General features: G+C 69.7%; 20 protein-coding genes. 10 read left to right on the forward strand and 10 right to left on the reverse strand.

The window, feature by feature from the left end:
* Positions 1-36: 36 nt before the first annotated feature.
* Positions 37-1101, reverse strand: coding sequence for a glycoside hydrolase family 43 protein (locus tag ACFYPD_RS21035; RefSeq protein WP_387115931.1), 1065 nt, complete (start codon positions 1099-1101; stop codon positions 37-39).
* Between the two features lie 471 nt (positions 1102-1572).
* Between ACFYPD_RS21035 and ACFYPD_RS21040 the strand changes: the two genes are divergently transcribed.
* The 3 genes from ACFYPD_RS21040 to ACFYPD_RS21050 all read left to right on the forward strand — a co-directional run bounded on the left by ACFYPD_RS21040 (position 1573) and on the right by ACFYPD_RS21050 (position 5302).
* The gene (locus ACFYPD_RS21040; RefSeq protein WP_387115934.1) at positions 1573-2532 is read left to right on the forward strand and encodes a formylglycine-generating enzyme family protein; all 960 of its coding nucleotides are present in this window, start codon (positions 1573-1575) and stop codon (positions 2530-2532) included.
* 165 nt (positions 2533-2697) lie between these two features.
* Positions 2698-3711 (forward strand): LacI family DNA-binding transcriptional regulator, encoded by a 1014-nt coding sequence (locus ACFYPD_RS21045; RefSeq protein WP_387115937.1) that lies wholly within the window; start codon positions 2698-2700, stop codon positions 3709-3711.
* A gap of 37 nt (positions 3712-3748) precedes the next feature.
* Positions 3749-5302 (forward strand): ABC transporter substrate-binding protein, encoded by a 1554-nt coding sequence (locus tag ACFYPD_RS21050; protein WP_387115940.1) that lies wholly within the window; start codon positions 3749-3751, stop codon positions 5300-5302.
* Positions 5303-5466: 164 nt separating this feature from the next.
* On the opposite strand, the gene ACFYPD_RS21055 is transcribed toward ACFYPD_RS21050, so the two are convergent.
* The 5 genes from ACFYPD_RS21055 to ACFYPD_RS21075 all read right to left on the reverse strand — a co-directional run bounded on the left by ACFYPD_RS21055 (position 5467) and on the right by ACFYPD_RS21075 (position 12014).
* Complete coding sequence (locus ACFYPD_RS21055) at positions 5467-7326, reverse strand: sugar-binding domain-containing protein (protein ID WP_387115942.1); 1860 nt, start codon at positions 7324-7326, stop codon at positions 5467-5469.
* A gap of 93 nt (positions 7327-7419) precedes the next feature.
* The gene (locus ACFYPD_RS21060; protein ID WP_387115945.1) at positions 7420-8886 is read right to left on the reverse strand and encodes a sulfatase-like hydrolase/transferase; all 1467 of its coding nucleotides are present in this window, start codon (positions 8884-8886) and stop codon (positions 7420-7422) included.
* Positions 8883-9770 (reverse strand): carbohydrate ABC transporter permease, encoded by an 888-nt coding sequence (locus ACFYPD_RS21065; RefSeq protein ID WP_387115948.1) that lies wholly within the window; start codon positions 9768-9770, stop codon positions 8883-8885. The genes ACFYPD_RS21060 and ACFYPD_RS21065 overlap by 4 nt, the downstream gene beginning before the upstream one ends.
* A gap of 5 nt (positions 9771-9775) precedes the next feature.
* Positions 9776-10741 (reverse strand): carbohydrate ABC transporter permease, encoded by a 966-nt coding sequence (locus tag ACFYPD_RS21070; RefSeq protein WP_387115951.1) that lies wholly within the window; start codon positions 10739-10741, stop codon positions 9776-9778.
* Between the two features lie 418 nt (positions 10742-11159).
* Positions 11160-12014 (reverse strand): helix-turn-helix transcriptional regulator, encoded by an 855-nt coding sequence (locus tag ACFYPD_RS21075; RefSeq protein ID WP_387115954.1) that lies wholly within the window; start codon positions 12012-12014, stop codon positions 11160-11162.
* A gap of 100 nt (positions 12015-12114) precedes the next feature.
* On the opposite strand from ACFYPD_RS21075, the gene ACFYPD_RS21080 reads away from it, so the two are divergent.
* From ACFYPD_RS21080 to ACFYPD_RS21095, 4 genes are all read left to right on the forward strand, one after another.
* Complete coding sequence (locus ACFYPD_RS21080; RefSeq protein ID WP_387115957.1) at positions 12115-12879, forward strand: SDR family oxidoreductase; 765 nt, start codon at positions 12115-12117, stop codon at positions 12877-12879.
* A 454-nt stretch (positions 12880-13333) separates the two neighbouring features.
* On the forward strand, positions 13334-14956 hold the full coding sequence (locus ACFYPD_RS21085; protein ID WP_387115960.1) for an alkaline phosphatase D family protein: 1623 nt from the start codon (positions 13334-13336) through the stop codon (positions 14954-14956).
* Positions 14957-14966: 10 nt separating this feature from the next.
* On the forward strand, positions 14967-15824 hold the full coding sequence (locus ACFYPD_RS21090) for a discoidin domain-containing protein (protein ID WP_387115963.1): 858 nt from the start codon (positions 14967-14969) through the stop codon (positions 15822-15824).
* Positions 15825-15896: 72 nt separating this feature from the next.
* Positions 15897-16766, forward strand: coding sequence for an endonuclease/exonuclease/phosphatase family protein (locus ACFYPD_RS21095; RefSeq protein WP_387115965.1), 870 nt, complete (start codon positions 15897-15899; stop codon positions 16764-16766).
* Positions 16767-16815: 49 nt separating this feature from the next.
* Here the strand turns inward: ACFYPD_RS21095 and ACFYPD_RS21100 are convergent, their stop codons facing one another.
* Together ACFYPD_RS21100 and ACFYPD_RS21105 are read right to left on the reverse strand one after the other, a co-directional pair.
* The gene (locus ACFYPD_RS21100; protein WP_387115968.1) at positions 16816-18138 is read right to left on the reverse strand and encodes an AAA family ATPase; all 1323 of its coding nucleotides are present in this window, start codon (positions 18136-18138) and stop codon (positions 16816-16818) included.
* Between the two features lie 130 nt (positions 18139-18268).
* Entirely contained in the window at positions 18269-18481 is a 213-nt protein-coding gene (locus ACFYPD_RS21105) for an EamA family transporter (RefSeq protein ID WP_387115972.1), read from the reverse strand.
* A 332-nt stretch (positions 18482-18813) separates the two neighbouring features.
* Between ACFYPD_RS21105 and ACFYPD_RS21110 the strand changes: the two genes are divergently transcribed.
* A complete protein-coding gene (locus tag ACFYPD_RS21110; protein WP_387115975.1) occupies positions 18814-19155 on the forward strand; it encodes a hypothetical protein in 342 nt (113 codons plus the stop codon).
* Positions 19152-20288: a hypothetical protein gene (locus tag ACFYPD_RS21115; protein WP_387115978.1), complete on the forward strand. Its 1137-nt coding sequence runs from the start codon at positions 19152-19154 to the stop codon at positions 20286-20288. Before ACFYPD_RS21110 ends, ACFYPD_RS21115 begins: the two co-directional genes overlap by 4 nt.
* A 527-nt stretch (positions 20289-20815) precedes the next feature.
* Here ACFYPD_RS21115 and ACFYPD_RS21120 read toward each other — a convergent pair.
* Both ACFYPD_RS21120 and ACFYPD_RS21125 read right to left on the reverse strand, forming a co-directional pair.
* Positions 20816-21088, reverse strand: coding sequence for a helix-turn-helix domain-containing protein (locus ACFYPD_RS21120; protein WP_387115981.1), 273 nt, complete (start codon positions 21086-21088; stop codon positions 20816-20818).
* Positions 21089-21120: 32 nt separating this feature from the next.
* Positions 21121-21492, reverse strand: a complete 372-nt coding sequence (locus tag ACFYPD_RS21125; RefSeq protein WP_387115983.1) for a type II toxin-antitoxin system RelE/ParE family toxin — start codon at positions 21490-21492, stop codon at positions 21121-21123.
* A gap of 579 nt (positions 21493-22071) precedes the next feature.
* Between ACFYPD_RS21125 and ACFYPD_RS21130 the strand changes: the two genes are divergently transcribed.
* The gene (locus ACFYPD_RS21130; RefSeq protein WP_387115986.1) at positions 22072-24288 is read left to right on the forward strand and encodes a choice-of-anchor J domain-containing protein; all 2217 of its coding nucleotides are present in this window, start codon (positions 22072-22074) and stop codon (positions 24286-24288) included.
* The last annotated feature ends 15 nt before the right edge of the window (positions 24289-24303 follow it).

Below are 24303 nucleotides of genomic sequence, written 5' to 3' on the forward strand. Positions count from 1 at the left end.
CCTCATGACGAGTCGCAGGTGGGCCGGGTGTCGTTCTTACCGCGGCGCGGTGTCCGGGGGCCAGCTCACGGGCGGCAGGAACGCGGGCACGAACGGGGTCGCGTTGTCGGCGCCCCAGGTGAGGGTCGCGGCGTACACCACTCGCGTGCGGTTCGGGTCCTGCACGAGGCCGTCGAACCGGCACGGATCGTTGTCCGCGGAGCACACCCATCCGTGCAGGAAGATTCGGCTGGGTCCGGAGCCGGTGGCGACGACGTCGGCGCCGCCGGGGCCGCACAGGCCGCTGTTGCCCTTGTCCAGCAGCACGTGCTCCTCCTTGTCGGCAAACGACCACAGGTCCGTGGAGCGCCGCCACACGGTGGAGTACTTGCACTGGTCGTACCAGTTCGCCGCGGCGAACAGCACGTAGTACTCGCCGCGCTGGACCATCACCGGGTTCTCGATGCTGTCGGCGTGGCGGACGAGTTCATGGCTGATCTCCGCGCGGCCGTGCAGCCCGTCGTCGGAGAGCGGGAACATCCGGAGCGTGCCCGGCGTCTTCTGGGTCTTGTAGAGCAGGTACCGCTTACCGTCGTCGGTCTGGAAGGGCGATGGGTCGATGACTCCGGCCGTCTGATCGGGCCGGTCTGCCGCCGGGTCCTCACCGTCGAGGATCGGGCAGATCAGCGGCTTGGCGGCCGGCTGGTACGGGCCGGCCGGCCGGTCTGCGACGGCCGTACCGATGCAGCGTTGGCCCTTGAAGCCCTTCGCCTGGGCGGCGTAGTACAGCACCCATCCGGCCGGGGTGTGCACGGCGTCCGGGGCCCACACCGCGCCCTGCCCGGACGCCCACTCGCCCCAGCGCGCCAGCGCGTCCGGCATCCGGACCCACGGCCCCTGGGGGGTGTTGGCGTGCGCCACCCGGGCGAGTCCGCCGGTCATGAAGGCGTAGTAGTCGTTCCCGTCGCGCACGATTCCGGGATCGGCCGCCTCCTGGCCGGGCGCGTACACGGGCCGGGGTGCCGGGGCCGACGCTTGGACGCCCGGTGCCTGCACCGCCAGGGTGCCGGCCGCCGCGATCACGGCCGCACCGGCCGTCGTCAGCGCTCTTCGAAGTCGCATCTGGTTCCTCCCGCTGGTGTCTGGTGGCGGCCGAGCGCACGTGGCCACACCTCGTAGCGCTCGAGTCCCGGCCGGCAGCGGCTGCGCCCGGCACCTTCGGGACGGTGGCAGTCGTACCGGAAAACTGCCGCTCGTCAGGGGTGCTGCTTTCTGACGCCTTCCGCGGCCTGGGACGTGATCTCTGGTTGTCCCGAGGCTGGCCGGTCTGTACGGACACGGGCTGGTCGTCTCTCGCCGGTGCGCGTGCCCGGAAGAGGTACTGACCGTTCTACAACGTTGAATAGATGGTTTTAAAGAGCCTCGGCCATCACCGCCCCAGACGTCGGCCGTCGGCCGGCTGCGGCGGCGACGCGGCCGGGTGGCGGCGGACCGGCCTGGCGGGCTTACAGTTCCTGGCGTAGTTCAACGTCGTACAGGACGGTTCGGGGCCCCCGACCCGACGCCGGGCCGGACCTGGGAGAGGTGGGAGAGATGTCGATCGTGGCCGGCACCCAGAGCCCCACATCGGCGCCGCCCGGGATGGTGTGGATCCGCGGCGGGCGGTTCACGATGGGCTCGGACGATCACTACCCGGAGGAACGCCGCGCCCACCCGGTGCAGGTCGACGGCTTCTTCATCGACGTCCACACGGTGACCAACCGGCAGTTCGCCGAGTTCGTGGCCGCGACCGGCTACGTCACGGTGGCCGAACGGACCCCACACCCGTCGCTCTTCCCGGGCGCCGATCCGGCCGACCTGGTGCCGGGAGCGCTCGTCTTCCAGGGCACCGCCGGGCCGGTCGCGCTGACCGACCACCGGCAGTGGTGGAGGTTCGTGCCCGGCGCGGACTGGCGGCACCCGGAGGGCCCGGACAGCGACATCGACCAGCGCCAGGATCATCCGGTGGTGCAGGTCGCCTACGCCGACGCGCTGGCGTACGCGCGGTGGGCGGGCAAGAGCCTGCCGACCGAGGCGCAGTGGGAGTACGCGGCGCGGGGCGGGCTCGAGGGTGCGCCGTACGCGTGGGGTGAGGAGCTCACGCCGGACGGCCGGGTGATGGCCAACACCTGGCACGGCCGCTTCCCGTGGGAGAACCTGGCCCCGGCCGGCTACCGCGGCACGATGCCGGTGACGTCCTTCCCGCCGAACGGGTACGGGCTGTACGAGGTGTGCGGCAACGTGTGGGAGTGGACCCGGGACCTGTACACCGAGCACCACCCGGCGCCCGCACCGTCCTGCTGCGCACCGGTCGATCCGCGGCGCAACCCCCGCGGCGCCAGCCTCGAGAGCAGCCTCGACCGGAGCACCGGCCTGCCCAGGCGGGTCATCAAGGGCGGCTCGTGGCTCTGCGCACCGTCGTACTGCCTGCGGTACCGGCCGGCGGCCCGGCAGCCCCAGTCCGTGGACAGCGCCACCAACCACATAGGGCTGCGCTGCGTGCGTCTGCCCTGATGCCGGATCAGCGGCACGCAGGCCCGCCGGAGAGGGTTCGGGGGCCGTCACGGGAGGGCTACGCTATGTCTACAGCGATGTAGAGGCCCCGGGTTCGTAGGACAGGTACTCCCTGCCGATGCCACGACGGCCTCGGCGCGTTTCAGGTGCGGGAAAGAGGACGGCGTGCGTGCGACGCTCAAGGACGTTGCCAAGCTGGCGAACGTGTCGACCAAGACGGTGTCCAACGTCATCAACGGCTACGCCTACTTGCGCCAGGAGACGCGGGAGAAGGTCGAGCGGGCGATCGAGCAGCTCAACTACCGGCCCAACCTCACCGCCCGCAACCTGCGCCGGGGCAGCACCGGCCTGATCGCACTGGCACTGCCGGAGATCCGCAACAGCTACTTCGCTGAGCTCGCCCAGCTCGTCGTCGAGGAGGCACAGCGCCACGGGCTGACGGTGCTGATCGACTGCACGGGCGGCGTCGCGGAGCGGGAGCAGCTCGTCGCCGACGGGTTCCACGAGCAGGTCATCGACGGGCTGATCCTGCTGCCCCAGACCCTCCGCATCGAGGACCTGCGGCGCCGGCACGGCGACAGCCCGCTGGTCCTGCTCGGTGAGCGGGTCGCCGATTACGCCGACTGCATCGCCATCGACAGCCAGGCCGCGGCCCGCGCCGCGACCGAACACCTCGTCTCGCTCGATCGACACCGGATCGGGATGATCGGCGGCTCCCGCCGGGATCCCACGATGATCCAGCGGCTGCGCACCCAGGGGTACCGGGAGGCGCTCGAGGATGCGGGTCTGAAGGTCGATCCCGCCCTGATCGAGGCACCGGCGGCGTACACGACGTCGGAAGGGGCGAGCGCCATGGCGCGCCTGCTCGACGCAGGCCGGCCGGTGGACGCCGTCTTCTGCCACAACGACCTGCTCGCGTTGGGCGCCATGCGCACGCTCCTCGCTCGTGGGCTGCGGATCCCGGAGGACGTCGCGGTGATCGGCATCGACGACATCGAGGCCAGCCGGTACGCCACTCCGTCACTGTCGACGATCGCTCCGGACAAGACGTACATCGCCCGCACTGCAGTGCGCATGCTCGTCGATCGGTTCAACCCCGAGGGCGACGGGCCGCCGCGACGGATCACGGTCGGCTTCACCCTGGTCGCGCGCGAGAGCACCGTCGGCGTCAGGGGGTAAGACCCGAAGCGTCCGAACGAAATCGGTACGGCAAGGATTGCCCATCATCTCTTTACATGGTTCGTACAACGATGTAGAACCGTCGGAAGGAGCATTCGCCGACCACACGAGAGGCCGGACCATGACGCAGTTGAGCCGCCGTAACGTCCTCCGCGCCGCCGGCCTGCTCGCCGGTGCCGCCGCCCTGGCTGCGTGTGACACCGCCCCCAAGGGTGGGGCAGAGAGCCAAGGCTCCGGCCGGCTGAAGTGGTGGGACCATTTCCAGCCGCTGAGCGACGTCGAGAAGGAACTGTTCGCCACGTTCGCCCGGACCAAGGGCGGCGTGCCCGTGGACTACACCGTCTACAACCCGAACGAACAGGGCAAGGCGCTGCAGCTGGCCAAACAGAGCAACCAGCTACCCGATGTCTTCACCCTGGCCGGCGTAAGCCTTCCCGCGCCCACACTCGTCAACCTGGGCTGGTTCTCCCCCATCGAGCTCTCCGACGAAGCGAAGAAGCGGCTGCCGGACGGGACCCTGCTCGAGGGCGTAACCACCTTCGACGGCAAGATCTACAGCTTCCCGCAGTTCAACTTCCGCCAGTACGCGACGTTGACCTGGTTCAACACCGACCTGTTCGGCAAGGCCGGCCTCGACCCGAACAGCCCGCCGAAGACGTACGACGAGTTCCGCTCGGCTGCCCGGGCCATCAAGCAGAAGGGCGGCGGCGGTGTGTTCGGCTGGATCGCACCGCTGAAGTTCACCGACCGCATGAGCACCCATGTCACCGAACTGGCCCAGGCCGCCGGATACGCCGGCGCCGCCGAACTCAACGAACAAGTCGACTTCCGCACCGGCGCCTACGCCTTCCACACCGACCCGTTCGTCACCGCGATCGAGTTCCTCCTGTCGTTGAAGAAGGACGGCCTGCTGTTCCCCTCCTCGTCCTCACTGGACGCCCGCACCGGCCGTGCTCGTTGGGCCACCGGGACCGCCGGCTTCTTCTTCGACGGCCCGTGGAACATCGGCGTGGTCGTGGACAGCTTCAAGCCCTTCGCGGACAAGGTCGGCGTCGGCCCGGTCCTCGTGCCGAACGGCGGGGCGAAGCCGACGCTGCACCAGGTGCAGCAGCCCCCGACGTTCTGGGTGAGCAAGGACTCCCAACAGGTCGAGGCCGCGTCCAGGCTGCTCTCGATGATCCTGGAGCCCGACTATCAGGCGAAGCTGGCCGAGAACATGGACCAGCCGCCGTTGGATCTGACGGCCGTGGACAGGGCCGACGTGCACGACACCTACCGTAAGGCGTTGCAGATCTACCAAGACGAGGTCTTCCTCGCCCCTAGCCCGGCGGTCAAAAACCCGGGAGTGGCGGCGGTGCGGGCGGAGATGAAGCCCATCCATCCCAACCTCGGCGAGATCGTCCAGGGTGCCTTCAGCGGAGACATCCCGGATGTCCGGGGCGCGCTCAAGCAACTGTCGGACAAGTCGGAGGCAGAGCGCGAACGGGCGATCGGGGTCGTGGGCCAGAAGGGCACCAAGGTCAGCGTGGACGACTGGCGCTTCCCGGCCTGGCAGCCGGGCAAGGACTTCGGCGCGAAGTTGTACAAGTGATCCGGGTGACCCGCGCGGGCGTCACCCGGTAGGCAGGGCTCCGCAGGTGGTCTCCGCGCCCCCGGGCGGCGCGGAGACCACCTGTGCCGGGGTGGGCGTACCCGGTGGTGGCGGTCCAGCGGGTGGGCGGGGCCATCGCGGCGACCCTGGGCTCGGCCAGGTCCTCACTCACCGGCGCCCGCTCGGCGGGCCGCCCGCCGGGAGAGGTCCACCGCCTCCGCCGGTATCGCTCTGCTGGGGCGGGTCAGCACCTCGCGGATCCGCTCGAGGGGCAGCTTGGGCTTCCGGTACTCGTCGACCAGGCCGTTGCGCTCCTGCAGCGTGTCGGTCAACTGCGTGTAGCAGAAGCCGGCCACCTCGGTGGAGTCCAGCAACGCCGAGACGATGTCGGTGAAGGCGGCGAGCAGCTCGTCCGGCGAGGTCACCGTGCCGTAGCCGAACCACTTCTGGCCAGCCTTCGGCGCGTACGACAGGCCGCCGAACTCGGTGATGACGACCGGCTGGCCGCCGTCGTGGGCGGGATCGCCGGGGCCGCGCAGCAGGACCTTCCGGCGGCCGGGGCCGGGGCCGTGCAGCATCCGGCGCACCGCGTCCGGCCCGCCCCAGCGCTCGCGCAGGTCGTCGCCCAGCGGCGAGTAGTCGTGGACGCCGAAGATGTCGGTCTCGACGAGCTCCCAACCGTCGTTGGAGATCGCCGGGCGGCTCGGGTCGAGCGCCTTGGTGAGGTGGTACAGCGCGCTCGCGTAGTGCTGGCGGTCCGGTTCGGTGACGATGTCCGCCACGCCCCAGCTCTCGTTGAGCGGCACCCAGGTGACGATGCACGGGTGGCTCCGGTCGCGCCGCACCACGTCGAGCCACTCGGGCACGAGCCGCTCCATGGCCCGGTGGGAGAACTCGTACGCGTTGGCCATCTCGCCCCAGACCAACAGGCCGAGGCGGTCGCACCAGTACAGGAAGCGGGGGTCCTCGACCTTCTGGTGGATGCGCGCTCCGTTGAAGCCGAGCGCCTTGATCAGCTCGACCTCCGCACGCAGCGCGTCGGCATCGGGGGCGGCGAGGTGCGACTCGGGCCAGTACCCCTGTTCGAGGACCAGACGAAGGTAGTACGGGCGACCGTTGAGCAGGAAGCGGCCGTCGCGGAAACCGGCGCTGCGCAGGCCCAGGTAGCTGGTGACCCGGTCGACCGCACGGCCGTCGCAGTCGGAGACGGTGACCTCGGCGTCGAGGATCGTCGGCGACTCCGGTGACCACAGCAGTGCATCGCGGCTCATCTGGTGCCGCATGGCGGGCACCGCGACGTCGAAGACGGCCACCTCGTCGGTGACGGTCACCCAATGGCGGGCCAGCTCCTCGGCACCGTGGCGCAGGCCCACCTCGACGGTCACCGGACGCCGGACGGGACGGTTCAGGCGCAGCTCCACGCCGACACGGCAGGCCGGCAGGTCGGGGGTCCAGTGCAGTTCGCTGACGTGGGTGTCGGGCACCGGCTCGAGCCAGACGGGCTGCCAGATGCCGGTGGTGCGGTCGTAGAAGATGCCGTGCGGCTCGGCTCGCCAGTCCTGCTTGCCGCGGGGCTGGGAGACGTCGGTGGGCTGGTCCTCGGCGCGCACCACCACCGTCTGGGGTCGGGCGTTTGTCAGCACCCCGGTCAGGTCAAAGGTGAACGGCGTCTGGCCACCCGTGTGACTGCCGACCAGGGCTCCGTTCACCCAAACCGTCGTACGGTAGTCGACCGCGCCGAAGTGCAGGAGCAGGCGCTCGCCCGCGGCCGGTGGCGCGGCGTCGAAGGTCCGCCGGTACCACACCACGGGGTGGAATCCGGTGTCACCGATGCCCGACAGCTTGGACTCCGGCGGGTACGGCACGACGATCGTCTGCGCGAACGCCGCGGCACCGGCGTCGTACCAGCTATCGGCGAGGCCACGGTCGTCGTCGTCGAAGGCGAACTCCCACTCGCCGCACAGATCGGTCCACCGGTCGCGGACCAGTTGCGGTCGAGGGTGCAGGGCCGTCTGGTCGGTCACGTGGGTCCTTCTCTCCGGCCGGCGCGGCGGCCTCGTCCGCTGGGGTCGTCATCCGGGCCGACGTGGTCGGCCGGCGATCGGCGCCGCGGCCGGTCACCAGTACGCGGTGCGCTCTTGGCTGCGGTCCTGGGTGGCCACCAGGACGTCGATCAGCATCTCCTGCAGCTGGACCCGAATCTGGGCGGCCTCCGGGTCCGACCAGAGGTTGTCCAGCTCGCGCGGGTCGGCCTGGAGGTCGTACAGCTCGCCGGTGCGCTCGCGGTCGGTCGCCGGCGACCCGTGGTAGGTGACGAGCTTCCACCGGTCGTGACGCAACATCGTGGTGTGCACGGGCACCTCGTAGGGGTGACCGCTGTTGCGGTATTCGCACAGCGCCCAGTCGCGGGTCCAGCCGCCGGTGCCGCCGCGGGCCAGCGCGAGGAGGCTCTCGCCCTGGCCACGGGGCAGCGTCGGGGCATCGGCCACCTCGAGCAGCGTCGGCGCGAGGTCGATCCACTGGACCAGCTCGCGTCGGCGCTCGCCGACGGGCAGGACCCCGGGCCAGCGCATGATGAGCGGTACGCGGACCGCGCACTCGTACATCATGGGGCCCTTGAGCATGAGCTGATGGTCGCCCAGCATCTCGCCGTGGTCGCTGGTGAAGATGACGAGGGTGTTATCGGCGAGCCCCTGGTCGTCCAGCGTGCGCAGGATCCGGGCCACCTCGTCGTCCACCAGGGTCACCATGGCGTAGTAGGCCGCCTTGATCTCCTGGAGCTGTTCCTCGGTGTACGAGGTGTAGCCGGGGGCGTGGCCGGCGTAGGACTCGTGCGAGGCCTCGGTGAGGATCGGCGGCTTGTTGTCCAGTTCGCCGCCGCGGGTCACCGGTCGAGACAGCCGCTGCGGGTCGTAGCGGTCGGTGTACTCCTTCGGGGCACCGAAGCCGTGGTGCGGGTCGAAGAAGTTAGCCACGAAGAAGAAGGGCTTGTCGGCCTCTCGTCCGGATCGCAGGAACTCCACCGTCTCGTTGCCGATCCAGCGGCTGTAGTGCGCGTCGGTCGGCATGTTGTCGAAGCTGACGGCCGAGTCGGGGTCGCAGGCGGCCTCGTACAGGTCGGGTCGGCTGGCTTTCAGCCAGCGGTGGTACTGGTTCTCCGACGATCCCCGGTAGGGGTCGTGAGCCCAGCGGAACACCCGGAAGCCGTCGTCGGTGCGGCGTTCGGTGCGTCCGCCGAAGCAGGCGTCGAGGTGGAACTTGCCGACCAGGCCGCAGTCGTACCCGGCGTCGGCCAGGTTCCTGCTGACCAGCCGTTCGCCGTCGGGCAGCCGTACCCCGTTGGCCCACAGGCCGTGCGAGTGCACGTACCGGCCGGTCATCAGGCTCGCGCGCGAGGGGCCGCAGACGGGACTCTGCACGTAGCAGTTCTCGAACAGCACGCCCTGGGAGGCGAGCCGGTCCAGGGCGGGCGTGATGATTTCCTGGTTGCCGTACGTCCGCACCGCGTCGAAGCGCTGCTGGTCGGTGCAGATGAGCAGGATGTTCGGCCGGGTGTGGGCAGTCGTGGTGGTGGCATCGGTCATGACTTGACAGCTCCCGCGATTCCCTCGACGAAGTAGCGCTGCAGGAAGATGAAGAGCGCGACGACCGGCAGCAGCGAGATGACGGCGGCGGCGGCCATTCCGGACCAGTCGACGGAGTTCTCGCCCACGAAGGCGAGCATCCCGACCGACAGGGTTCTGAGGTCCGGACGGCTGAAGGTGAAGACCAGGGGCAGGAAGAAGGCGTTCCAGGTGGCCATGAACGTCAGCAGCGTCACCGTCGCGGTCGCCGGGTTGGCGAGCGGAATCATGACCCGGAAGAAGATGGCGAAGAACCCGGCCCCGTCGACGACCGCGGCCTCTTCCAGTTCCTTCGGCAGCCCCCGGAAGTAGCCGGCGTAGAGCAGGATGGCCGCCACGTTCGCGCCGCCGGACAGGGCGATGATCATGCCGGTCAGCGAGTTCAGCAGACCCAGCTGCCGCGAGATGTCGACCACCGGGATGATGGTGTAGCCGGTGGGGACGAACAGGGTGGCGATGAGCACGCCCAGGACGATCTTCTTCCCCCGGAACCCGTAGCGGCCGAGCACGTAGCCGGCCAGGGCGCAGCGCACGACGACGATCACCACGGTCACGAGCGTCACGATCACCGTGTTCAGCAGGTACTTGCCGAACCCGGCGTCGGTCCAGGCGCGCTGGTAGTTCTCCCACATCGGCGATTCGGGGACGAGTTTGAGCCCGGAGGCGAACACCTCCAGCGGGTTTTTCAGAGAGGCGGACACCATCCACAGGAACGGGTAGATCCACAGGAAGGCGCCGACCGCCAGCACCGCGGCGGCGAGCCACCAGGGCAGACGCCGCAGGATCGACGCGGGACGCCAACGGTTTTTCCGTACCGTCCGCGAGGCGGTACCGGTCCTGCTCACGGCGGTCATGTGAGACTCCCTGCCTTCCGGGCCGCGCGTACGCCGAGCAGCTGCAACACGCCGAAGAGGCAGACGAAGAGCCCGAAGATGACGGCCGCCGCCGAGGCGAACCCGAGCTGCGGCACGGTCGCCGCGAACGCCCACCGGTAGATGTAGATCTCGACGACCTCGGTGGAGTAGAAGGGTCCACCGCCGGTCATGGTGAGCATCAGGTCGAAGATCTTGAGGGTGCTCTCCAGCGTCAGCAGCGTGATGATGACGGTGAACGGCTTGAGCAGTGGCAGCGTGATGCGCCGCATCAGGACGAGGCTGGACGCGCCGTCGATGCTGGCCGCCTCGTACAACTCGTCGGGGATGGTCTGCAGCGCCGCCAGCCAGTAGATGAGGGTGATGCCGAACCACTTCCACACGTAGACCCCGACCACGGTCCATAGTGCCGTCGATGAGTCACCGAGGAAGTTGATGCCCTCGTCGACGATTCCGAGCTTCACCAGCAGCAGGTTGACCGGGCCGCTGGCCGGGTCGAAGACCAGTTGCATCACCACCCCGACGATCGCGGTCGTGGTGACGACCGGCAGGAAGAACGCCGTCCGGAACAGTGATCTGAACGGCATCTTCGGCGAGTTGAGCAGGATCGCCACGAGCAGCGTCGAGATCACCTTGATCGGCACCGTCACGACCATGAACAGCAGGGTGATCTTGAAGGTGTTCCAGAACAGCGGGTCGGCCAGTACTTCCCGGTAGTTCCGCAGACCGACGAACGTCTTCTCCGAGTCGAAGCCGTTCCAGTCCAGGAACGAGTACCAGTAGCTCACGATGATCGGGTAGACCGTGTAGAGGCCGTAGAGGACCACGGTCGGTGTCAGGAACAGCCAGATCCAGAGGTTGGTGCGCCGGTGCTCGGGCCGTTTCCTTCGTTGAACGGTCGGCTCGGCACTGGTGGTGCGTTCCGCGAGGTCCGCCACGCTCATGTCCCGGCCTCGCCGTCCGTGGCCGACGCGGCTGGCAGCACGACTACGCGCCGCTGTCTGCCCTGCTCACGCATGCAGCCACCTCCCTTCGTCGGAGCGACCAGCCAACGCTGGCGGCATGCTGGTTTCCGACCGTACAACGTTGTACTAAGCGCGGTAAAGGCTTGCGGTCCGGAGATCCTGGCGCCCCTGACCGGCCACCCGTCGAACGACGCTCGCCGATCGCCGCTCCCGTCGGCGTGCTCCCGGCTGCTCGGGTGTGGACGGCTCTGCGCCAGCTGCGCGGACGGTAACGGTCGCAGCCGCTGCCCTCGCCCTCCTCGGCAGGATGGGGTTGTCCTGGCTCGCGCACAGCATCCGGACCGGCCTGGGCAGGTACCCGCAGGTGTGGCTCTACAGGCGAGAGTGAGGGCAGGGCCTAGCCGCGTGTCGTGTCGGCGGGGAAGCGCTCGTGCCCCAGCACGGCGAGCAACTGGAGCTTCTCGTAGCCCTCGCTGCGCGGCGGCGCGGTGAGCACGAGCAGGGCCTGGGACTGGTCCTCGGTGAACAGCACCTGGCAGTCCAGCTCGATCGGGCCGAGCTCGGGATGGATCAGCGTCTTGTGGTCGGCGAAGCGCTGCGCGACCTCGTGCCGCTCCCACAGCTCGACAAACTCGGGGCTGATCTTCTGCAGCGCCCGCACCAGCTCGCCGGCCCGCGACTGCGGGCCCATCGACCCGTACGCGGCGCGCAGGTTGGCGACCTGGGCCCGACTCTGCCGCTCGCGGTCCTCCTCCGGATACCGGGACCGCTCGGCGGGGTCGGTGAACCACCGGTAGATCTCGCTGCGGGCGAGCCCCGTGTGGCCCGACCTGTCCCCGAACAGGGCTTCGGCCATCCGGTTCTGCACAAGGATCTCGCCGAGGTTGGACAGGATGAGCGCCGGGGTGTCCGCCAGCCGGTCCAGCACCCGCAGCAGCGCCGGGGCGACGTGCGTCGCCGCGGAGACCGACGCCGGGGCGTTGTGCCCCGCCACCCGGAACAGGTAGTCGCGTTCGTCGCGGGTCAGCCGCAGCGCCCGGGCGAGCGAGGCGAGCAGCTGCGGACTCGGCTGCGGGCCGCGCTGCTGCTCCAGCCGGGTGTAGTAGTCGGTCGACATGGTGGCGAGAGCGGCCACCTCCTCGCGCCGCAGGCCGGGGGTGCGTCGGCGGGCGCCGCTGGCCAGCCCGACATCCGCGGGCTGCAGCGCCTCGCGGCGGCGGCGGAGGAAGTCGGCCAGGGCTGCGCGGTCCATGATCCCAGTATCCGCCCGCCGTGCGGGCCAACCAGGGATCGCCGATCCCCCGATAACCGGTCTCTGCCCCCGAACCGCACCGGTGGGCCAGGCTCAAGGCATGAACGTCTCCGGAAACACCATCTTCGTCCCCGGCTCCACGAGCGGGATCGGCCTCGCCCTCGCCCTCGAACTCAAGGCCAGGGGCAACACCGTCATCATCGGCGGCCGGCGCACCGACCTGCTCGAGAAGGTCGCCGCGGAGCACCCCGAGATCGACACCGTCGCGATCGACACGGCGGACCCCGCGAGCATCGCCTCGGCGGCCGCGCAGGTGCTGGCGAAGCACCCGGACCTCAACGTCCTCGTCACGATGGCGGGCATCATGCGCGTCGAGGACTGGCACCGGCCCGAGTCGTTCCTCACCTCGGCCGAGGAGGTCGTGACCACCAACGTGCTCGGCCCGATCCGGCTCATCGCCGCGTTCATCGAACATTTGCGGGCGCAGCCGGACGCGACGATCATGACAGTCTCCTCGGGCCTCGCGTTCGCGCCGCTCAAGGTCACCCCGAGCTACAACGCGTCGAAGGCGGCCATCCACATGCTCAGCGAGTCGCTCCGGCTGCAGCTCGCCGGCACGAGCGTCAAGGTCGTGGAGCTGGAACCGCCGTCGGTGCGTACCGCGCTGATGCCCGGGCAGGAGACCAGCGAGTTCGCCATGCCGCTCGACGAGTTCGTGGCGGAGGTCGTCGCGCTGATCGAGGCCCAGCCCGACGCCCGGGAGATCCAGGTCGAGCGGGTGAAGTTCCTCCGGTACGGCGAGGCGCGCGGCGACTACGACCAGGTCGTCGCGACCCTCAACGCGGCTGACCCGCACGGCAATTAGCTCGGGCAGCCTGGCGGCGGCGCGGGATCGACGGCGCATCGCCGGCCGGGCCAGGCGCCCGGCCGGCGCCGCTTCCCGTGCACGTCTTGCCGGACCGTTTCACCCGGATCCTCGTAACCGGGCGTCGCCCGGCCAGTTCGCCTTCCCGGCACGGCAAACGCTGGTCATGCCGTGCCGGGGTCCGACGTTGACTGCGGCCGCGACTGGCGACGCCAGACGAAGGCCGAGCCCGGGTGATCCCCACATGTGTACGCCGGGGTAGACGCGCCCCCGGGTGCGGTGCCGAATCCCAAGCGCACGACACATTGCAATATCTGGATTTCTATCGCCCTCTATGCCATGGTCAGATCGGAACACGCGCGCTGGAGCCGCCAACATGCATCTTCGTTGCGGCATGCGCATTGCTGATGCAACCGTCCCTGCACGTCTCTGATCAGCAGGAGGGCACGCACGTATGGCAATCAACCCGCCCGACGCTTTCGGCCGCCGCCGGCTGCTGGCGCTCGCCTCGACCAGAAGGCGATTCCTGACCACCGGTGGAGCCGCCGGCGCGGTGGCGCTCAGCACCGCACTGCTGGGCATCACGGCGAGCCAACCGGCGCGCTCAGCGCCACCACGGTTACCCGACTACCCGTTCCGGCTCGGCATCGCCTCCGGTGACCCGCTACCGGACTCCGTCGTCATCTGGACCCGCCTGGTCACTGACCCGTTCGCGTCGTTCGGCGGGATGGACTACCGCCAGTTCCCGGTCCAGTGGCAGGTCGCCACCGACGAACGGTTCAGAAAGGTCGTTCGCGCCGGTGCTGTCATGGCCAAGCCTGAATCGGCGCACGCCGTGCACGTGGATGTTCGGGGCCTCCGGCCGTGGCGGGAGTACTTCTACCGGTTCCGCGTCGGCTCGTACGTCAGCCCGGTCGGTCGTACCAAGACCGCTCCCCCACCTGGCGCAGCCCTGAACGGCATGGTTTTCGCCTTCGCGTCCTGTCAGTCCTGGACCTCCGGCTACTACACCGCATACGCGGACATGGCGAGCCGGCATCACGACGTGGTGGTGCACCTGGGCGACTACATCTACGAGTACGGTGCCCGGCCCGAGGTGGCCCGACAGAGCCCCCTGCCGCCGCACCTGATGTATCCCGGGCTCTCGGAGACCGTGACCCTGGACCAGTACCGCGACCAGTACGCCTTGTTCAAGGCCGACCCCGACCTCCAGGCCGCTCACGCCGCCGCGCCATGGATCGTCACGATCGACGACCACGAGGTCGAGAACGACTGGGCGGGGCAGGTGTCGGAGCACGATGATCCGTGGGAGGAGGTGTTCCTGGTCCGGCGGGCCAACGCGTTCCGAGCCCATTGGGAACATATGCCGGTCCGCCGGCCGATGATGCCCAACGGTCCCGACATGCAGATCTACCGTCGCTACTCGTACGGCGACCTGGCCGAGTTCAACATCCTGGACACCCGCCAGTACCGGTCGCCGCGGGTCGCGCAGGACGACCCGGCCTGGCAGGACCCCAGCCGCACCATCCTGGGTGCGGAGCAGGAAGCCTGGCTACTCGGCGGTCTCGCCAACACCACCCGGCGGTGGAAGATCATCGCTCAGCAGAACACGATGTCCAGGCTGGACAGCCTGGCCGGGGCGGGTGAGCGGTACGGGACGGACCGGTGGGACGGCTACCCCGCCTCGCGGGATCGGATCCTCGCCGGCGCCTACGCGCGCGGGGTGCGAAACCTTGTCTCGATCGGCGGCGACGTGCATCGCAGCATCGTGTCGGACCTGAAGCTGGACTTCGACGATGCGTCCTCGCCGACGGTCGGAATGGAGTTCGGCGGCACGTCCATCGCGTCCGGCGGGGACGGTGTGGACATCGACACCGCCGGCCTCACCACGCTCGCCGAGAATCCGCACGTCAAGTTCGTCAACGTTCAGCGTGGCTACCAGCGCTGCACGCTCACCCACGACCGGTGGGAGACCGACTACCGGGTGGTCGACTTCATCACCCGGCCGGGAGGCACTACGACAACCCGGACCCGGCTCGTGACGCAGGATGGGGTGCCCGGTGTCGAGGTTGCGTAGAGGTTCGAGGATGCGTCGGGTCATCGTGGTCGCGGCGCTCGGCGGGGCGCTGGCCGTTCCGCCGGCGGTCGCCGCCGCCACCGACGACGGCCGCCCCACCGCGCCGGTCACCCTCTCGGCCAGCCCGCAACGGCTGGACATCGTCGCCGGCCTGCCCTGCCTGCCCGCGCCGAAGATCACACTCGGCATGGCGAACACAATCAGCGAACCCAGCTTCGGTGACGCCATGCTGACGGCACAGGCGCCGCTCGCACTCTCCCGCGGGATGTTCTCCAGCTACCTGCCGGTCGGGAGGACGGTGACCGCGCCACTCACGGTCCGCGCTCCGCACGGGACGACCCCTGGCGAGTACACCGTCAGCCTGACCTCGGGCAGATCGGAGCTCACCGTCCCGGTGCACGTGTCGGCACCGCCACCCCAGCAACCGGGCGACAACCTGCTGCGGGGCGCTCAGGCCAACGGCACCTCGACGTACGTGACCTCGTCGACGGAATTCAACCCATGCGGCGGCACCGACGGCGACCGCCGCTGGACCCAGGCGACCGGATGGCAGTCCGCCGGCAGCGGCCAGTTCCCGGTCTACTACACCGTCACACTGCCCGAACCGGAGACGATGAACCGGATCGACCTCTACACGTCGAACTCCACCGCGGCCAAGCCACAAACTCACGGTGTGCGGGACTACGACGTGCAGGTTCTGACCGCCGGCGGCGAGTGGCAGACCGTAGCGCAGGTCCGCGGCAACATCGTGGTGAAGAGTACGTCAAGCTTCCCCGCCGTCCGGACCACCGGGGTACGCATCGCCGTCCTGGCCTCCAACAACGCTGACTACGCGCGGATCGCCGAAGTCGAGGCGTACCTCGACTGAGGCCCACCCCTGGAGCGCCGGCGCCGGGCGGGTGAGAACTTGCCTGTTCACCATCTGATTCCGGAGGACCCGATGAGACTGAGCATTCACCGCCGCACCCTGCTCGGCGCCGCGCTCGCCGCAGCGCTGGCACCGCTGCCGCTCGCCACGCCGGCGGGCGCGGCCGAGCCGCCGGGCTCGGCCGCGCCGCCCGTGGAGCTGCGGGTGGCGACCTACAACATCCACGCCGGGGCCGGCGAGGACAACGTCTTCGACCTGGCCCGGACCGCCGAGGCGATCCGCGCGTTGAACGCCGACGTGGTCGGCCTTCAGGAGGTCGACGTCCACTGGGGAGACCGCAGCAACTTCGTCGACGAGGCCCAGGAGCTGGCCGGCCGGCTGAGCATGCAGGCCTTCTTCGCGCCGATCTACGACTTCGACCCCCTGACCGCCGGTGCCCCCCGTAGGCAGTACGGGGTGGCAGTGCTCAGCCGCTACCCGATCCTCGAGGCGGAGAACCACGAGATCACCCGGCTCTCCACCCAGGTGCCCAACCCGGTACCCGCCCCGGCACCGGGCTTCGCCGAGGTGACCGTCAACGTGCGGGGTGCGCACGTGCACGTGTACTCCACGCACCTCGACTACCGTGCGGACCCGACGGTGCGGCGCATGCAGGTCGCGGACACGCTGGCCATCCTGGCCGCCGACTCTGGGCCGAAGGTGCTGGTCGGTGACCTGAACGCGGAGCCGGGGGCGCCGGAGCTGAGCGTCCTGTGGCAGGACCTGCGGGACACTGCGCCGACCGGCGCCACAACGTACCCGGCGATCAATCCGGTGAAGCGGATCGACGTGATCAGCGTCTCGCCGGACATCACCGTGGTGGGCACCGACACCGTGGCGACCGCGGCGTCGGACCACCGGCCGGTCGTCACCGATCTCCTGCTGCACCAGCGCGGCAACTGATTTAGGCCCGGGGGTGCTTCGGTCGCGGACCGGAGCACCCCCAGCGTCGTCAGCGGGCCCGGTGCGACGCGAGGTGGGCCAGCATCGTCTGGTTGGCTTCCCAGCCGTCCGGAAACTTGACCGGCACGTCCAGGTGCATCCGCTCGGTCGACGGGTGCGCGTCGAGCAACTCGGGAATCCCGGCCCGCGCCACCACCACGCACGCGTGCCGGTGCCGGGACGCCAGCACGCAGAGCCGCCCCGACTCCAGGTGGAACGCCGTCGCGTCCCGCCGGCCCGAGAGTGGGTGCAGCACGATCGTCACGTCGTACTCCCGGCCCTGGAGCCGGTTGGCCGTGTCGACGGTGATGCCCGCGCCGGCCGCGCCGAGGTGCGACCGGATGGCCGCCACCTGGTCGCGGTGGGCGGCCCCGATGGCGATCCGGTCCGCGGTCACCGGGGCGCCGCCGGGCGCCAGCTCGGAGAACCCGACCGGCTTGCGGTGCAGGACCCGCAGGGCGAGGGCGGCGCAGGCGGCTGCGGCCTCGGAATCAGTACGCGGCGTGTGCCGGGCGGGCAGCTCGTGCAGCGCCCAGCCGCCTGAAGCCGCCACCTCGACCGTCGCGTCGAACCGGTCGCCCGGCCCCGGCTCGGTGAGGGCCAGCGCCCGGTCGGCCGGCCCGGTGCCGGCGCGGAACCCGGTGAACGGGTAGAACGCGGCGGCCACCACCGGCGCGGCGGTGGCGGGCAGCCGCCACGACACCGGCAGCCGGTGCACCGGCAACTCTGGGTTGTGCCGCAGCAGGGTCGCCACCGCCGACTGCATCGGATCCCAGGTCAACCCGGTCCACCGCGCGGTCTCCACGGTGGAGAACGGGTCGAGCTGCCCCGGGTCGCCCACGAACAGCGCCCGCTCGAACCTCCCGGCCACGCGCAGCAGCGCGTCCGACCGCATCTGGTACGCCTCGTCGACGATCGCCCACGGCCAGACGCCCTCGGCGACGGTGGCCCACTTGGCCGCCGTACCGATGACGACGGCCGCACCGCCGAGGTCGGCGACCTTGGCGGCGACCCGGACCGTCTCGTGACCCTTCACCCGGTCGGTGGGCCGGTAGTCGGTGGCGGAGAGCCGGCCGATGGGCAGCTCGGGGGCCTTGCGGGCGAGCCGGTCGATGAGGTCGTCGACCTGCTCGTTGGTCTGCGCCACGACGATCAGCGGCTCGCCGGCGGCGGCCAGCTCGACGGCGGCGCGGACCACGAGGGTGGACTTTCCCGCGCCGGGCGGGGAGTCGACCACCACGCCCCGGTGGTCGCCGGAGCGTAGGTCGGCCAGTACGGCGGTGATCACCCGCTCGGCCGCGACGGCCGGCGGCGCTGCCAGTTGCGCGAGCATGGACCACCTCCCCGAGCCGACTGCCACGCCCCGCCACCATACGAGCCGGGTCCGTCAGCGGCGACGCTGCCCGCCTGCTGACACCTGGGGCCCGGGCAGGTCCTGTTGGTCCTGCCCGGGCCCCTCTCTGTCAGCGGTGCCCGCGGGTGTTCAGCACGATGGCGGTGGTGATCAGGCCAGCGCCGATGAGCCCGGCCGAGCTCAGGCGATCGCCGAGGAACAGGGTGGCCAGGAGTGTGGCGACAAGTGGTTCCAGCAGCGCGACCAGCGCTGCCGTACTGGCCGGGGTGGTGCGCAGGCCCGTACCAGTCGCCGAGCAACGTCGTGGACCGCTCGCCCTCATGCGGGGCGGACTGGCCGATGCGTTGGCGCAGCTTCGCGGTTGCGCGCAGGATCAACATCCGCCCATCCTGCCGCCTGCACGCGTCCGCTTCCCGGTGCCGTCTGTGTCACGCGACGGTTTACGGCACGTCGTCCCGCGTGAGTTGGTACCAGGCGTGACCATGCAGGCTGGGGACTGCAGGCGACAAACCGAGCGTCGCTGTGTTGGCCAGGTGGCTCGTGCTGGTGAGCAGCACGTCGCGGCAGCCCTACGGCTGGCCGCCCCTGGGTAGCGATCGGCTCTGTGGACACGGTGGTTCGGGATGGAATGCGGAGCTGTCGTAGGGTGCCGCGGTGGGTTCACTCAGCCGCCGGGCCGAATTGGATGCGTTGGTCGGCGAGGCGACGGTCGACGCCTACGACGCTGATGAGCAGCTGTCCGGACTGTTCACGATGATCGAGGACAATCTGGCGGTGCCGTTCACGACGCAGGTTCTGGGTGTTGAGGTGACGGTGCGGGGGCTGATCTGCGCCACGGCGCAGTGTTCGCGATCTGCTATCGAGGTCGAGTCCGTCAGGCGATCGGGATTCTGGATTTTCCCTTGCCGGAGCCGGCACCGTCCGGCGCAGCGTGGATCGAGGCGTACCGGCACTGGGCGGGCGGGTGATCCTTATGGCGGAGGGGGTCGGCGGTGAGTGAGTATCAGTACTACGAGTTCGTGGCGGTTGATCGGCCGTTGACGTTGACGCAGCAGCGGGAGTTGCGGGCGTTGTCGACACGGGCGCGGATCACCTCGTCGAGCTTCGTCAACGACTACCAGTGGGGTGACCTGAAGGGTGACCCGCGGGAGTGGGTGGAGCGGTACTTCGACGCGTTCCTGTACCTGGCGAACTGGGGCACGCACCGGATCGCCCTGCGGCTACCGGTCGCGGTGCTGGACCCGGCCACCGCCGCGGAGTACTGCGTCGGGGAGTCGGCCTGTTCCTGGGCAACCCGTTCGCACGTGATCGTGGATCTGCACAGCGAGGACGATGACGGCGACGAGGAGTACGACGGCGGTGGCCACCTCGCCGCGATCCTTCCCGCCCGGGCCGAGTTGGCCGCCGGTGATCGGCGGCTGCTGTACCTGGCGTGGCTGCTGTGCGTACAGGGCCGGGAGTTGGACGACGACGAGCCGGAGCCGCCCGTCCCGCCCGGCCTCGGAGACCTGTCCGGGCCGCAGAGCGCCCTGATCGACTTCCTGCGGCTGGACCCCGACCTGCTTGCTGTGGCAGCCGAGACGAGCATGCCGCTCAAGGAGCAGACGCCGTCGGTGGCGGCGCTCTCGAGCTGGGTGAAGGCGCTGCCCGAGCCGGAGAAAGACGCCATTGTCCTACGGCTGCTGCGCGGCGACGACGCACACCTGCGGTCGGAGCTGCTGGCCCGCTTCCACGGCACGACCCCGAACGAGGGCACCGGCGGTCGCCGCACGGTCGGGGAGTTGTTGGCTGCCGCAGAGGAGCGCTGGTTGCGGCGGCAGCGGCTCGCCCGCGAGCGTGAGGCAGGCGAGCGGGAACGCCGGCAGCGGGCGGCTGCAGCCGCCCGCGAGCAACACCTGAACACGCTCGCCGGACGGGAAGAGCAAGCGTGGCAGCAGGTGGCCGCGATGATCGAGACGAAGAGGCCGAAGGAGTACGACGCCGCCGTCGCGCTGCTGTCGGACCTGAAGGCGCTGGCCGATCGAGACGGCGGTGCCGAGGCGTTTCTGCAGCGAGTGCAGCAGTTGCGGGAGCGGCATGCCCGCAAGCCGAGTCTGCTGGACCGCCTCGACCGGGCCAGGCTCGGCTGATGACCCGGCGCAGTCCCGGCCAGCCGCCGCCTGCGGCGATGGCGAAGCCGAGTTGGGTGCAGGAGCGGGATCGTTGCCACCCGGAGGAGGACGTCCGAGCCACCGCGGCGATCAGCCTCGGCCACCTGGCCCGCATCCACCATCGACTCGACACCGACCGGTCATCCCCGCGCTGCGCGCCCGGGTGCACGACCCCGCGATCGGCGGCACGGTAGAAGACGCCATCGCCGACCTCGAGCAGTTCCTCGGCCTACCGCCCCACACCGCCTGAGATCCATCCCCACACGCCAGTGGAGGGCATGCCCGCCTGACGGACACGGTCCGTCAGGCGTTCGTATGCATGAGGCCCAGGGCCAACAGCGCGGCTGGCACGGCATCGCCGTGAGCGGCGGACTCGCAGGCGGTCAGCGAGATTGATGCCGCAGTCAGCTTCCCGGTCAACGGCGAAGCCCCGGCATCAGCCGAGGCTTCGCGACGTGCACGACAAGCATGAGGGCAACGACAGAGGCGCCCTCATGCCCCGAGCATCAACTAAGGGTCACACGTTCGCCATCGAATTCGGCAACGAACTCAGCCTTGCCGCCAAGGGCAGCAATGTACCGGGCAACCGTGCCGACCTCAGCCTTCGGCAGATCGGCGCTCTCGATGGCGGCGACACGCGGCTGCGAAACGTTCATGCGGTCGGCAACCTGCTGCTGAGTCAGGCCACGCTTCTCGCGCATCTCACGCAGTCGCGCTGCGCGTACCTCGCCGCGCATGCGCTCCTTGTGCTGCTCAACCTTGGCCTCGTCGAGGTTCATGCGGGAGCGGACATCCCGCCAGCTACGCGCCATCAGTCCTGTCCCTTCAGCTCTCGCAGATGGTCGGCGAACTTCTTGTCGGCTTCGAGAATGCTGGTTTCGTACCAGCCCTTCCAGTTGCCGCTCTTGTCACCCGCCACCAGCAGGATGGCTTCCCGCTGAGGGTCGAAGGCGAACAGGATACGGATCTCGGTTCCCCCTACCGAGCCTGGCCGCAGCTCCTTCATGTTCTTGTAGTTCGAGCCCTTGACTCGGTCGACGAACGGTCGACCGAGCGCCGGGCCCTCGGCGGCGAGCAGATCAATGGCCGCAGCGACCTGGTCAGCGGAGTCAGGGTCAGACTTGGCCAGGTCGAGCAGCCAGTCCTCGACGTCTTCGGTAAGGCTGACCTCCCACTCGCCCACACACCCACTATAGCCCACAAATAATGCCAGCGTTATAGGGACGTGGAGTGCAGACGGAGGGCGAAAACGGATGTCAGGGACGGAACCCCCGCTTCGCGCCGGCCATTGGGTACCGGGTGGCCCATCAGTGCCAAGGACCCGCGTCGACGCCCCCGTCAACACCGGCTCACAATCGACCAGGCTGCTCGCGGCCGCGCTCGGGGCGCGGCGGCCGTGGCGGATCCCGCTCTGGATGCTGCGGCCCATCCCCTACGCCCCACGCGATGATGAGCACCTCGATGCGCGTCTCCAACGCGGTGGTACGCCTGCGGACCGGATGACCGGAAGCTATCGACGGAGCCCGGCCGCGCGGTGCCCCGAAAGAGCATTGGCGGTATCGGCTCACCGGACGGGTGACGCCGGAACTAACGTCTTTATGGACGGTGGCCTGAGGACTTCCGGTCGCCGCGATGGTCGGCCGCAAAGCATGCGGTAGGCCCATTGCCAAGGGCAACGATTGCCGATACGAACGTAAATGTCGTGCCGGTGAATGGCGGCCCAGACCCCGTCAACCGGCTTCACCACACCCGAGGGGGGCTAATGGCACGCAGCCGCATCGCCGCAGCAGCAGCCATCGCACTCGTCCTACCATTCCTGGGCGTCCTACCCGCGTCAGCCGCGGCGGCCGCCCCCACCCAGCCGACCGCGAACAAGGATCGGCCCAGCGACGTCCGCGAGCTCACGCGCAAGGACTTCACGCTGGACGGTAAGCAGGTCAAGACGCCGGCCCGATACCAGCCGCGCGCGCAGGCGCGGGCGAAGGCCGCCGCCGCGGCGGCGACTCCGCCGGTCGGCACCGTCCGGCAGTGGCTCGGACTGGACGACTTCCAGGGCCGCTACTACCGCAAGGACTACACGCTGCGGGCCGTCGGCAACAACATCGAAGTGTGGGTCGCCAACGACATCGCCTTCCCGGCCGGCGACTGCCGCACCCAGATCCCCTCCACGACGCAGGTCACCGACGCTCAGGTGGCGGACCTCGTCCACGAGTTCGACACCAACATGTACCCGAAGGAGACGGCGGCGTTCAGCAGGCCGCCGGACCGCGACGGCAGCAACGCCCTGCTCAGGGCGGACGCCAACGGCAACGGCGGCGTCTACACCGGCGGCGGCAACAAGACGGTCACGCTGGTCGACAACGTCCGGGACGACAACTTCTACCAGTTCCCGGCGGCCCCGACCTACATCGCCGGCTTCTTCTCGGCCCAGCTCAACGAGCTGTTCGACCGCAATGTCATGACCATCGACGCGTTCGACTGGCTGCACCGCACCGGGGCCAACCCGCCGAACGAACCGACCGACGACCTGTGCACCAGCCGCCCGGCCCGTCCGCACGTCTACGAGGGCACCTTCGCGCACGAGTGGCAGCACCTGGCGCACTACTACACCGACCCGTTCGAGACGAGCTGGGTCAACGAGGGCCTGTCGGACTTCGCTCAGACGCTGGTCGGCTACGTCGACACCAGGGCGACCGTCTTCGACCGGGGCGCCGACAGCCACCTCTACTGCTACCAGGGCTTCGGCACGGTCCAGACGCCGTTCAACACCAACCCGCGGGACTGCGGCGGCCCGGAGAACTCGCTGACGCTGTGGGGCGAGAGCCCCAACCCGAACGCGGTGCTCGCCGACTACGGCAACGCGTACTCGTTCATGCAGTTCATCTACGACCGGTACGGGCAGGACATCATCTCCCGCCTGCACAACGACGGTGAGCGGCAGGGGCTGGCCAGCCTGGAGGCGGCGCTGAAGGCCGAGGGCGCCAGGAACATGTACCAGGTCATCCACGACTACCAGACGATGACGCTGGTCGACAAGATCGTCGGGGACTCCCGCCACGGCATCATGCTCGGCGTACCGAAGAGCCGGGTGACCACGCCCAGCCTGCGCTCCACGGTCAACCTGGCCAACCCGGCCGCCAACGCCACCCCGGGCGCGGCGCCGAACGGGGCCGACTACGTGCCGCTGCAGAAGGCCAACGGGCAGCTCCTGCGCGGCCGTGACCTGCGGTCGCTGTCGTTCCAGGGCGCCAAGACCCTGCCGCCGCTGCCGCTGGCGTGGACCGTCGTGTCCAACGACCCGGACCGCGCCGGGAACCCGGTGCTGTGGTCCGGCAACGCCAGCAACACCGACGCGGCGGCCGTCACCTCGGTCACCGTGCCGGCGGCCGACCCGACGCTGCGATTCCTCGCCAAGTACGGCGCGGAGCAGGGCTTCGACTACGGCTACGTCACCGTCTCCACCGACGGCGGCGCGACCTACACGGCCATCCCGGGTGACAAGACCGTCGACGGGCCGCTCGGCCCGGCGGTCAACGGGACGACCAACGGGTTCGAGGCGCACTCGTACGACCTGTCCACGTACGCCGGCAAGACCATCCTGCTCGGCTTCCGCTACGTCAGCGACGGCGGCGTCAACGAGGGCGGCTGGCGGATCGACGACATCACCGTGGGCGGCACGACGGTCAGCGACGGCAGCAGCCTCGCCCCGTTCGACTCGCCCACCGAGATCAAGCCGACCGCCGTGCACAACTGGAACGTGCGGCTGATCGGCATCGACGAGCGGCACAAGATGGCGCTGCAGGTCCAGTTCGACGGCAAGTCGAGCCTGTCGCTCAGCCGCGGGCAGCTGGCCCTGCTCAGCCCGTTCGAGAAGGTGGTCGCGGTGGTCGCGTACGACGAGCCGACCGAGCAGGTCAATCAGTACGCGCCGTACACCTTGAAGGTCAACGGAGCGCTCCAGCCGGGCGGCGCGTCCTGACCTGAATCCAGCGAG

This window comes from Micromonospora sp. NPDC005299, assembly GCF_042872345.1.
Classification (GTDB): domain Bacteria; phylum Actinomycetota; class Actinomycetes; order Mycobacteriales; family Micromonosporaceae; genus Micromonospora.